9 protein-coding genes are annotated in these 12,145 nt (G+C 46.7%); 1 reads left to right on the top strand and 8 read right to left on the bottom strand.

What is annotated here, in order from left to right:
• Positions 1–259: 259 nt before the first annotated feature.
• From SFSGTM_RS00040 to SFSGTM_RS00020, 5 genes are all read right to left on the bottom strand, one after another.
• Positions 260–2,965, bottom strand: a complete 2,706-nt coding sequence (locus SFSGTM_RS00040) for a DEAD/DEAH box helicase (protein ID WP_162083366.1) — start codon at positions 2,963–2,965, stop codon at positions 260–262.
• A gap of 3 nt (positions 2,966–2,968) precedes the next feature.
• A complete protein-coding gene (locus SFSGTM_RS00035; RefSeq protein ID WP_162083365.1) occupies positions 2,969–4,549 on the bottom strand; it encodes a site-specific DNA-methyltransferase in 1,581 nt (526 codons plus the stop codon).
• A gap of 206 nt (positions 4,550–4,755) precedes the next feature.
• Entirely contained in the window at positions 4,756–5,226 is a 471-nt protein-coding gene (locus tag SFSGTM_RS00030) for a hypothetical protein (RefSeq protein WP_162083364.1), read from the bottom strand.
• Positions 5,226–5,924, bottom strand: coding sequence for a DUF3800 domain-containing protein (locus tag SFSGTM_RS00025; protein ID WP_162083363.1), 699 nt, complete (start codon positions 5,922–5,924; stop codon positions 5,226–5,228). The genes SFSGTM_RS00030 and SFSGTM_RS00025 overlap by 1 nt, the downstream gene beginning before the upstream one ends.
• The gene (locus tag SFSGTM_RS00020; protein ID WP_198420581.1) at positions 5,921–6,091 is read right to left on the bottom strand and encodes a hypothetical protein; all 171 of its coding nucleotides are present in this window, start codon (positions 6,089–6,091) and stop codon (positions 5,921–5,923) included. The genes SFSGTM_RS00025 and SFSGTM_RS00020 overlap by 4 nt, the downstream gene beginning before the upstream one ends.
• Positions 6,092–6,110: 19 nt before the next feature.
• On the opposite strand from SFSGTM_RS00020, the gene SFSGTM_RS17165 reads away from it, so the two are divergent.
• Positions 6,111–6,236, top strand: a complete 126-nt coding sequence (locus SFSGTM_RS17165) for a hypothetical protein (protein WP_269780068.1) — start codon at positions 6,111–6,113, stop codon at positions 6,234–6,236.
• 389 nt (positions 6,237–6,625) lie between these two features.
• Here the strand turns inward: SFSGTM_RS17165 and gyrB are convergent, their stop codons facing one another.
• From gyrB to dnaA, 3 genes are all read right to left on the bottom strand, one after another.
• Positions 6,626–9,022: a DNA topoisomerase (ATP-hydrolyzing) subunit B gene (gene gyrB / locus SFSGTM_RS00015; protein ID WP_162083361.1), complete on the bottom strand. Its 2,397-nt coding sequence runs from the start codon at positions 9,020–9,022 to the stop codon at positions 6,626–6,628.
• A gap of 117 nt (positions 9,023–9,139) precedes the next feature.
• Positions 9,140–10,252: a DNA polymerase III subunit beta gene (dnaN, locus tag SFSGTM_RS00010; protein ID WP_162083360.1), complete on the bottom strand. Its 1,113-nt coding sequence runs from the start codon at positions 10,250–10,252 to the stop codon at positions 9,140–9,142.
• Positions 10,253–10,451: 199 nt separating this feature from the next.
• Positions 10,452–11,789: a chromosomal replication initiator protein DnaA gene (dnaA, locus tag SFSGTM_RS00005; protein ID WP_162083359.1), complete on the bottom strand. Its 1,338-nt coding sequence runs from the start codon at positions 11,787–11,789 to the stop codon at positions 10,452–10,454.
• Positions 11,790–12,145 lie beyond the last annotated feature (356 nt).

Below are 12,145 nucleotides of genomic sequence, written 5' to 3'. Positions count from 1 at the left end.
CAATTATTCATCTTGCATGATGCTAACACAAAGAATAGATTGGATTAGCGCTACCTGGCCGTATACACCTAAGCTCTGTTGATTCAGAGCCGAACGACGACTTTCTGGCAGCCAGTTTCAACCTTGACGGGCTGATATTGGCACAAAGCGGAAGCTTTTTACCAATGCCGATAACTTCCGGATATCAACCTGAACGGTCATTGAGCTTCTGCACCACTAACGGCCGTAATGAATAGGTCAGCGACCGTAGGCAAGGAAATCATTTCAAATATTCTTCAATCCAGTCCCACCTCCTGTCTTTCACCATCACAAATCGGCAGCGACCCTCGGAAAGGTTGGCCCACAGGCCACCAATCAATCGGTCATCCTCGGCCGATAACCAGCGGTCGGCACCCTTGTATTCGACGGCGAGAATCGGTCCGGGCTTGTCCGCTTTTCCGGGAAGCTGGCACAGAAAGTCCGGGTAGAAACGCCCGTCCGCCTTCTGCAGGAAGAACGAACTCCCTTCGCGCCGCACCAGATTGCGCACCCAGAATTGAATACTGCCCTGCTGCGCCTGAATATCCAGCCAGCAAGCGCACTCGAATTCCTCCTTGCTGTCGAATTCGCCCATGCGCCCGTAGAAGTGCTTCCTGAAATCGAAGTGACCAAAGCGGCCATCGTAATCGCGGCTGGGTGCGTAGGCCTGCGCATGAAACTCGAAGGCGTACTCGTCGGTCACCCCGACACGGGATGCGGCATCTTCACCGAATAGCGTTTGCTGGAATGCCTGGCTTACCGCCTGTTTGCGTAAGTCGCGGATGCGCACCTCAAGACGATTGCGAATCAGGAACTTCTGCAGATTAGCACGAGCCAACGTGACATCATCTCGGCGCAGCAGATCGGTCAGCCATGCGGCAACGAAGGCTTGCTTGCTCGCGTGGGTAAGGGATTGCTCCGGCAGGTTGCGACAAAGCCAGGTGGCAAGGCGAATCTCATCCCAGTTTTCTGGTTGGTACACCAGCCCCAAGTCGCGTTGAAGATCGGGCAAGAAGCGTGAAATGACTCGACCAGAGACGTCGTCCACATCGATCTCGCCACCTTCCGAAACCTTGAAACCAGCACCGAGTGCGGAGAGGTCGTCGGCCGTTGGCGCGGCATCGTAACGCGAGAGATCCCACGGGTACTCCAATTCCTCCGGGTCGTCGAACAAAGCCAGTTCACCCTGAATCCGTAGCGCGAGTTGCGGAATGCGGAAACGTTCGCCGAGTTCGGCCGGCGTCTGGAAAAACTCGATAGCGGTGGTACGGCTGACTTCGGCAGCTTCAACAATGGCCGCCGCTGCGGTTTCTGACTTGACCGATGCCTTGAGTCTTTCGGCCTCATCCTCGGTCAGCGGGGTACTGATAGTCAGCGTATTCAGCTTACCATCCCAACTTACCTTGTCGCGGATCTGCTTGGGTACGCTCTTGAGATCGGGCTTTTCGGACAAGGTAATCGCCACCGGCCGAACGACAACGCGCCCGGCGTGACCCTCCAGATCCAATCGCGATTGTTCAGCCTTGGCGGCAGTCACGAACTCATTCACTTCGCGGCGTTCGAAACCCGCCCCAGCCACCAATCGATCACGCAAGGCGCTGGCAGTTTCAGCAAAATTGCGCGAGACGACGAAGGCATAGGACTGATTCAGCGCGCGCGCCTGCCGATGACTCGCGCCCGGTTGACGCAATACGCGCCCAAGCAACTGCTCTACCGCCGTGGCCGAATGCAGCGAGGCCATGCTGACCAAGATGTAAGCAAAGGGGCAGTCCCAGCCTTCGGCCAGCGCCTTTTGAGTGATGACGAATTTCACCGGGCAGGCCGGGTCGGCAATGCCCAACTTGTAGTCCGCATCGATCTGCTCCAGCCCTTTTTCTTCGCTGGTGGCTACGATTATCTCGCTGGCCGGAATGCCGTGGTTGGTAATCAGCTCGTTCTTCACACGCTCGAAGTCCAGCGTATCGACACCCGCCCGGCGCGGCTCCGACTGAATCAGCACTAGTGGCCGCAAGTAGGCGGCACCCGCCCGACGTTCATCGTCGGCCAGCTTGTGCAAGGCATCACGACGGCCGATGGCATCGGCCAGACACTGTTGCCAGTTTGGCTCCGTTTCGAGCACCACCGGCAGCTTGATCATTTCTTCCGCCTTCAATTCGGCGGCGGATACGCTGTGCAATACGTTGCTAGGCGTGCGCTCAAGATCGGGCGTGGCGGTCAGTTCCATCACGCCGCTGGGGCGGAATCGCGCCAGCATGTCGAAGGCCAGTTCGGTGCGGTTATTGTGCGCCTCGTCGACGACTACGAAGGGTCGACGCAGACGCAGCACGTTAGCCAGCGAATAGGGCGTAATCCGGTCCGCGCCTTCGCCTTCGGTCAACAATTCGTCGCGCTGCGTTGGCGACACGTTGTCGAAATGGTGCATCAGCGCGCCGCTGGATTGGTACACCTTGCGGCATTCTTCCTCTTCGACCTGAAACGCCTGCCGCGTGGCCACAATGATCGTGGTCGAGGTATCCAGCGTGGCGCGAGTCACGCTCTTGGCTTCTTCCAGATCCAGCACGGTGATCGGGCCGGCTTCACGCAATGCAGTGTGGTAGGGGTGCTGACGGTCGCGCAAGGCACGCAACGTCTGCTCGCGGATCGGCTTGCTTGGCACCAGCCATAGGATGACGCTGTGCTCGCAACGCAGCAGGTGGGTGTTGACCAGTGCCACGCTCTTCGCCGCCAGCCAGGTCTTGCCGCCGCCAGTGGGCACGCGCAGGCAGAAGTACGGCATATCGGACGGGAAGCCCGAGAGCGGGTTATAGGTATTGCCACGTCCCCACAAGCGCTCCGTAGTGGCGGTGAAGGCAATCGACGGTGATGGTAGTTCGTGGCAGGCCTTGAAGTAGGCTTCCACACTATCGAGCACTTGCGACTGGTAGGTTTTTGGCGCGAATGTGGTCATGGCTTACACCTCCAGTGCGTAAGGGGTTTGCTTGAAGGTGATGCCCTCGCGCGCAGCGCGGCCGCCCATGCGGTTGGCGGCGGCGTAGATCACTTTGGGGCCAGCGAATTTCGGCAGCACGTCGAACACCGGCCCGGTCAACACATTGCCACCGGCGATGGATTTGTCCTTGAGGATGCCGTTGTAGAGCAGATATATGCCGCGTCCCTCATACACGCCAAGCAGTGGCGTATCCCCTTGCCCTGTATAGCCGGTGCCGGTCTCCGCAAACCAGACAAACTCGGACAGTTGGGCGAAGGTGACATCGGATCGAATCTGTCCCTCGGCAGTAAACAGCGGCTCGGCAGATAGGCGGCAGAACTGGAAGCCACCGCCCAAACCTCCGCCAGTGTTACCTTTGGCGTTGCCGGAGGCAACGCGCTTGACACGCTCGGCGGTGACTTTGCGGGCGATTCCATCGTCCATCTCTACCAATATGAATCGACGATTGCCGCTGTCTTCTGCATTTTGCCTCAGAACTGCGTGAGCTGTAGTTCCAGTCCCCGCGAACGAGTCCAACACTAGGCTACCAGGTGGAGCACAGTAAGAAATGACTCGCTGAATAACGGAGAGTGGCTTCGGAAATGCAAATACGCGCTCGTCGAGAATTTCATCAAGCTCTCGTGCACCCGACTGACTCTTGAACTCCGACCAAAAACTTGAGGCAGGCATCCGCTCCTGTGTTTCGGAAAGAAATCGCTTCTTGCGAGGCCAACCAGTTGCAGGATTGGATGGCCACCAAATACGGTCTTCAGCCAGCAGTCTTTCGTAGCCCGCCCGATCAGTGATCCATCCCTTGGCTGGATCGGGTTTCCAAATATTGGTTGTCTCCGGTTGCGCCATGTTGTATTCATGAAGATTTGGACGCTCGGTGGCTGTGGCTTTTCCTTTGAGCGGATCAGTTACATAGGGGCCTCTCGGATCTTTATCTGGGTTCTTAAAGTCCGAGCGATCAATTATGCGCCCTTCAATCCGCGCAGAGTCGGACTTGCCGTAGACAAAGATGTACTCATGGTCTGGTGAGAGGTGCGACTTGATGCGGTTGTCGGTATTCCGTGTATTCCAAACAATCGTTGCAATCCGATTTTTGAATCCAAATATCTCGTCCAACAACAACCGTAAATGCCCAGATTCAACGTCGTCCAGCGAGATCAGAATGACACCATCTTCAGTGAGAAACTGACGCAATAGGACTAGGCGCGGATACATCATGCATAGCCAGCGGTCGTGCCGATCCAGCGTCTCGCCTTCCTTGCCGACTACCTCGCCCAGCCAGCGACGGATTTCCGGGCTGCTGACATTGTCGTTGTAGACCCAACCCTCGTTGCCAGTGTTGTACGGCGGGTCAATGTAGATGCACTTCACCTGGCCGGCGTAACGCGGCAGTAGAGCCTTGAGCGCATGCAAGTTGTCCCCTTGCACGATGAGGTTGCCGCTGTCGGCTGCACCACAGCACAAATCCGGTACTGGTTCCAGTAGCCGGAATGGCACTTCCTTATGGTGTTTGACGACAGCTTCCTTGCCGATCCAGTTTAGCGTTGGCATTCAGATTCTCGATTCTATGTTGTTTTTTATCACCTATGTCTCGCGAATACCCCCACTGACCACGAGACTAGATACTGCTTGACAGGGCGGCAACCCAGAGTAAAATGCCAAGTTGAGTTCACTGCCTATCGGCTTTGAACCAATCGAGGTCTCGGCCGCTGAACCCGCGTAGCGAATCAGCGGCCTTTGTTTTTTCTGGTGCGCTATCAAGGCGTCCCTCCAAGTCGATGAAGGCAAGCCTCCCGGGACCATACCGGCGATTTCCTGATCTTGCTGATGCTGTTGTCTGCCTGGTAACAAGTCACGAAGTTGGCTTTCAGCGAACCGTCGAGCTTCAGACTCATCGCCACCACAACGACAAAATCCTCATACACAACCGCCACCCGTCGGCTGGCATCGTATTGATGCGAAGTCTTATCCCACCCCTCGAACAGCGCAGCAATAGGGTGTTCCAGCGTCGCCTTGATCCAGTCAATGCGTTGTGCGCGGACGGGAGAGAAGGCATCCTTGATTCCATTCCGCGCCGTGCTCTCATAAAACATATGCCCAAACTTGCTAGACGAAAAATGGACTCGAATACCTTCAAAGGTCAGGATTGTACCGTGACAGTAAACTTGCTCGTAGTGCGTCCGGTATTCAGCGGCGGTAGCATAATGAACCAGTGGAGGCAAGGCCATTACCAACCTCCCTGCAGTCGAATCTGGAAGATGTTGAATTTCTCTTCGCGTTTATGTGTAGGTGCGAGCGAACAACCCAGAGCAGATTCGAGACGGCTCACAACAGCTGACTTGGCCGTTCCGTCGCGCAATGTTTCATTGATCCGGCTGCTTGCGACCCCAAGCAGCAAATCACAAAGCTGTATCAGGACAACTTCGTGAGATGGAAGCGACTGGATGCTATCGATGTTCGAGGTCAGGTTGGTGCGCGACAGGCATCGAGTGAGCACAGGCAGGCGCTTGGGATCACGGTTACTCTTGATATCGCAGAAGATACGGTAGGCGTTGAAGTCGAGCACCCAGTGATGCAAAAGCTGGTAATAGAATTTGTAGAACCCAAGCTCGCCATCATTGTCATGAAGTGCTAGATTAAGCTGGGTGCGGTCTACAGCAATGCAGCGAAAACGAAGGTTGTCACCGTAGCTGACAAATAGATCAATCAACTCGACGTAGAAATCCTTGCGATTCGGGGATACCTTGCTCCACTTGATTTCCCCCCAAGCCTGGTGTCGCTGCCTCAGCGCACCAATCCGCACCTTGATCTCATCGCGTAGTTCCTCCGGTAGCCACAGGCTACCGATCATGAGATAACGCGCACGGGGATTCGCAGACGTCAGGACATCCGGGTTAGCTTCATCGCAATACACCTCAAATTTCATTCTTGCTTCCCCTGCGCTAAATTCAGCACCACCAGAAAATTCGTGGACTGTGCAATCGGCTCGATTTCGCGCACATTACTCTTGATTTCAACCAACCATAAACTCTCCATCACACAAAGAGCACGCGAGAGGTTAGGTACCTGACGCCCAGACAGCTCGGTCGGCATCTTTAGTTTTGGATCACAAATGACGCAAAATAACGCCCGATTGTCTTCCGACCACACTATCCTCAACGTAGCCATCGATGAGAATCAGACGGTGTGGGTGTATCCCACTATCGACAATTCAGCTTCACCGCTACACGGATTTTAACAAACCCGTGCTTCATTTTGAGTGTTCTGATTGGCTTAACAGTTTATCAGTGTGACACAACGACAGCCAGTGTCTTAAAGATGAAAGATAGCCAACTGTTTCGGCCATGATTCAGCCGTTTTTAGCTACTAGTTGGATTCATACCGAATAACAGCACTTTATGGCGCTCGCTCTGGCTGTTCTGTTCCTAGCCCATTGCTATTACAACGAACGCCAACCTTCGATGGATTGGTTCATAAAGCTAATTACCAATGTCACGCAATATTCTTGAATCAACGTTGTTATGTCACCAACAAAGGTCAAATTAACCTCCGTCGGCATCAGGCTTTCAATTCCCACAAAATCTAAACGAATGGGAAAAATCTAAACTCTGATGGGATCCTACAATTTTACACGTCTAAGTTACGCACGCCCATCGCATTGGTTTCAATGAAGGCACGACGGGGTTCCACTTGATCCCCCATCAGGGTAACAAAGATTTCGTCTGCGTTAATCGCATCTTCAATTTGTACTCGCATCAGGCGGCGGACTTTAGGATCCATGGTTGTTTCCCACAACTGACTTGGGTTCATTTCACCCAGTCCTTTATAACGCTGTATGGACAAGCCACGTTTTACGTCGTTGAGCAACCATTCTAATGCGTCTTTAAATGAGCTTACTGGTTGTGATTTTTCACCTCGTTGAGCACGTGCACCCGCACTTAGCAGGCCTTGTAGTACCTGACTGGTATCTCTAATTTGAATGTAGTCTACACTTTGAACAAAGCTGCTATCCAGGCGGGTAACTTGTGTGTTGCCATGATACTGGCGCAATATTTTTAATGAATAGGTTTCCTGCGCTTCATTATATTCAACTTCTATGCTGACATTTTTATCATGTATAGCAGCATCAATAGTTGCTTTAGCATGTTCGGCTTGTGCTTGTGTATCCAGAGATATTGGCTCAATATCCATCAACGTATGCATTACCGCACCGTCAATAACGCGGCTCATGCGCTGAATGATGGCTTCGGCAAGCAGATAGGATTGGGCGATATTTTCTAGCGCTACCCCACTGATTTCATTACCATTTTCTGCGCCGGTTATCAACTTGGCATCTTTAGTGGCTTCAGAAAGCAAATACGCTTTAAATTCGTGCTCATCTTTAAGATAGCGTTCAGACTTACCATATTTCACTTTGTACAATGGTGGTTGAGCGATGTAGATATGTCCGCGCTCTACCAGCTCTGGCATTTGGCGATAAAAGAAGGTCAGTAGCAATGTACGGATATGCGATCCATCGACGTCCGCGTCAGTCATGATAATGATGCGGTGATAACGCAATTTATCAGCGTTATATTCGTCTTTACCTATACCCGTCCCTAATGCCGTAATTAACGTCACGATTTCTTGGCTGGAAACCAGTTTGTCAAAACGTGCCTTTTCTACGTTTAAGATTTTACCTTTGAGCGGCAAAATCGCCTGGAATTTACGATCCCGACCTTGTTTTGCTGAACCACCCGCAGAATCTCCTTCTACGAGGTAGATTTCAGACAGGGCAGGATCTTTCTCTTGGCAATCCGCCAGCTTACCTGGCAAGCCCACGCCATCTAAAACGCCTTTACGTCGTGTCATTTCTCTTGCTTTACGCGCAGCATCACGCGCTCTGGCGGCATCGATAATTTTATTAACAATGATTTTGGCGTCGTTCGGGTTCTCTAACAAAAACTCACTCAACTTTTGGCTGACAACTTCCGATACGACAGGCTGAACTTCGGATGAAACCAGCTTATCTTTAGTTTGTGACGAAAATTTAGGCTCTGGCACTTTGACCGATAACACGCAGGTAAGTCCCTCACGCATGTCATCACCAGTGGTGTCTATTTTAGCTTTCTTTGCATATTCATTTTGCTCAATATATTGATTGAGCGTACGTGTCATCGCGGTACGCAGGCCTGTCAAATGACTACCGCCATCACGCTGAGGAATATTATTAGTAAAACATTGTACAGTTTCGGCATAGGAGTCATTCCACTGCATGGCAACCTCTACTGTCATACCATCTTTTTCACCAATAGCATAAAAAGCATGTGGGTGCAGTACGGTTTTTGCACGATTCATATATTGTACGAAACCTGCAACACCGCCAGAAAGCGCAAAATTTTCGCTTTTGCCATCACGCTGATCGATTAACTCGATTTTTACGCCATTATTAAGAAATGAAAGCTCACGGATACGTTTGGCTAAAATATCATAGTGATACTCAACCAAACCAAATGTCTCTTTTGAAGCGTAAAAATGCACTTCTGTGCCATGACGATCTGATTTTCCCGTTTCAACTAATGGTGAAACTGCGACGCCCTGTCTAAATTCCATTTGATGGCTATGCCCATTACGCCAGATTTTTAATTTTAGCCAATCAGACAATGCATTAACTACGGACACACCTACACCGTGCAACCCACCAGAAACTTTATATGAATTTTGATCGAATTTTCCGCCAGCATGTAATTCTGTCATAACAATTTCAGCGGCAGAGCGTTTAAACTCATCATCTTGTTTAATATCAACAGGAATACCGCGACCGTTATCTGCTACTGAAACTGAGTTATCTGCATGAATAATAACCTTAATATCATCACAATGCCCACCCAAAGCTTCATCAATCGCATTGTCTAGCACCTCAAACACCATGTGGTGTAGACCAGTACCGTCAGAAGTGTCGCCTATGTACATACCTGGACGTTTACGCACAGCATCCAGACCTTTTAATATACGGATGCTATTTGAATCGTATTCTTTATTCATGTTTTATACTCAGTTCTTAGTGTTTCACGTGAAACAAATTTACAAGATGTGCTGTTATAAAGCCAAGCGCTCGCCTGAAAATACAATTTATGTCTGTAAAGATGTATTTGATAAATACTAGATACGCATAGGCATAATGACGTATTTATAATTTTCATTTTCTGGAATAGTCATTAGCATACTGCTATTTGCGTCACCAAAGTGACATAATATTTCTTCCGAGCTGATATGATTAAGCGCATCTAACAAATATGAAACGTTAAAGCCTATATCTAAAGGTTCACCTTGATATTCAACCTCAATTTCTTCCTGCGCATCTTCTTGCTCATTGTTGTTACATACTATTTTTAGCTCGTTCTGTGATAACACTAGTCTAACACCCCTGAATTTCTCATTAGATAATATCGACGCACGTTGCAATGATTGTTGTAACAAAGCACTGTTAGCTGTGAGTATGTTCTTATGGGTTGTTGGAATAACACGATTATAGTCAGGAAATTTACCATCAATAATCTTGGATATTAGCTGTGTGTTACCAAGTTCAAATTTAATTTGGTTTTTGAACAAAGTCAGAGTGACGTATTCATCTGTATCAGCAAGTAATTTTGTTAATTCCAATATGGTTTTACGTGGAATTATAACTTCTTGTTTATTAACAGATTCAGATAAAGTATCTGCCGCAAGACACAAACGATGACCATCAGTCGCAACTACTGTAATTGCATTATCTTCTAATACCAGCAACATACCATTCAGATAATAACGTATATCTTGTTGAGCCATAGCATATTGAACCATAGCAATTAAATTTTTGAGTTTCTTTTGCTCAATTTTAATATGGTTATTTGCTTCAATACTGGTATCAACGGTGGGGAAATCTTTAGCAGGCAACGTTTGTACATTAAATCGACTTTTACCTGATTTAATTTGTAACTGATTATCAGCAGTTTCTAAACGTAGAACAGCATTTGCGTTAAATGCACGACAGATATCGACCATTTTCTTTGCTGCGACTGTAATAGCAAAATCTCCTTCCGTTGCCGGTGTAGAGATTTCTGTATCTATTTTAATCTGAATTTCTAAATCTGTAGTTAACATGGATAAACGATTACCCACTTTTTCAATTAAAACATTAGATAAAATAGGTAAGGTATGCCGTTTTTCAACAACACCCATTACTGTTTGTAAGGGTGTTAGTAATGTATCTCGATTAGTTTCTAGTAATAACATATATAACCTTAATAACAATAATAAGAGTGCCTGTTTTCAACTTATAACTATAATATATCTTTAATAATCAATTAATTAAATATAATCTAACATCGTTAATAAACAATTGATAATGTATTTACGAATTGTGGATAAGTATTAATATTATTCAAATATGCCTGTTATATACAAGTTAATCTAAACTTGTACCCGCAATATTTTAACTGGTTAACACTTGCAATAACAAAGCATATTCACGGTTAATATTTGAATCTTCCTCTTTTAATTCAACAACCTTACGACAAGCATGTATCACTGTTGTATGATCTCTGCCTCCAAATGAGGCGCCAATATCAGGCAAGCTCATGTTAGTTAATTCTTTTGCCAAAGACATGGCAATTTGTCTAGGCCTCACTAAAACTCGCGTTCTCTTTTTTGAGTGTAAATCAATGATTTTTATCTTATAAAAATCTGCTACAGTTTTTTGTATATTTTCTATTGATACTTGACGGCTTTGTACGGCAAGCAAATCTTTTAATGCTTCCTTAGCAGACTCCAGCGTTATCGCCTTATTCGAAAATCTAGAAAATGCAAACACTCGCTTCAACGCACCTTCAAGTTCTCGTACATTTGACCGAACTTGTTTCGCGATAAAAAATGCAATATTTTCCTCCAAGTGCATTTTTTCAGCCTGTGCTTTCTTTAATAAGATAGCAACGCGCATTTCTAGTTCCGGTGGATCGATAGAAACGGTTAATCCCCAACTAAACCGAGATTTCAATCTGTCTTCCATACCTGCAATTTCTTTAGGGTAGGTATCACAGGTTATGATCAACTGCTTCTTAGCTTCAATCAGCGCATTAAACGCGTAAAAAAATTCCTCTTGCGTACGATTCTTACCACTGAAGAATTGAATATCATCTATTAAAAGCACGTCGAGTGAGTGGTAATGCTTTTTAAATTCATCAAATGTTTTATGTTGATAAGCTTTAACTACATCAGACACATAATTTTCTGCATGAATATAACTAATTTTCGCATCAGGGTTATGTGTATGTACATAATTGCCAATTGCCTGTATTAAATGTGTTTTACCTAAACCAACGCCACCATAAATAAACAAAGGGTTATAAGCAACGCCTGGATTTTCAGCTACTTGGATAGCCGCAGCTCGAGCTAATTGATTAGCTTTACCAGTCACTAAAGTGTCAAAGGTAAAATTTGGATTTAATCGTTTCGGTGCTTCTTTTTTAATTGGTGGTGCGATTATATCAATGGGGACAATATGAGGTTTTTCAATTCGACGTTCTTTAGCAGCCGTTTTAACTTCTACTGCAAAATTAATAACTTTAGACACACCATAATAATCAAGCGCTAATTCTTCAATTCGATTTAAATATTTATCCTTTACCCAATCAAGTACAAAACGATTTGGCGCTGCTAATTCTAAATCGCCATCTAATTCATTGATTTTTAGCGGTTTGATCCACGTTCTAAACTGCTGCACAGGCAATTCATGCGCAAGTTTAGATAAAGCATCCTGCCAAAATTCATTCATAAATTAAATTTAAAGGTTATTAAGATTGATTAGTAAAAAAATACAAAAGGCTTAAGAATATATAGTTTATCTACCACTTAATATAAGTGTAAAAAACTATTTATAACTAGTAAGTATTATAGCGATATTAAAACAGATAGAGTTTGAATAACTTAATTTTAATTTGTGGATAAGTCTTATAAACTAATTAAGTTAATATTTATCCACATAATACACACATCAATCAATAACATTGTGCATACTGTTTATTTTAATATAACTTATTGATTATAATATTTAATTTATACTTATTCATAGTATTCAGTCCTTATTATTATTGTTATTAATGTTATATATATCAAATATAAAGACATAAT

The organism is Sulfuriferula nivalis (assembly GCF_009937995.1).
GTDB classification, from domain to species: Bacteria; Pseudomonadota; Gammaproteobacteria; order Burkholderiales; family Sulfuriferulaceae; genus Sulfuriferula; species Sulfuriferula nivalis.
The sequence above is the reverse complement of the archived record's forward strand: the minus strand, read 5'-3'. Positions and strand labels throughout refer to the sequence as shown.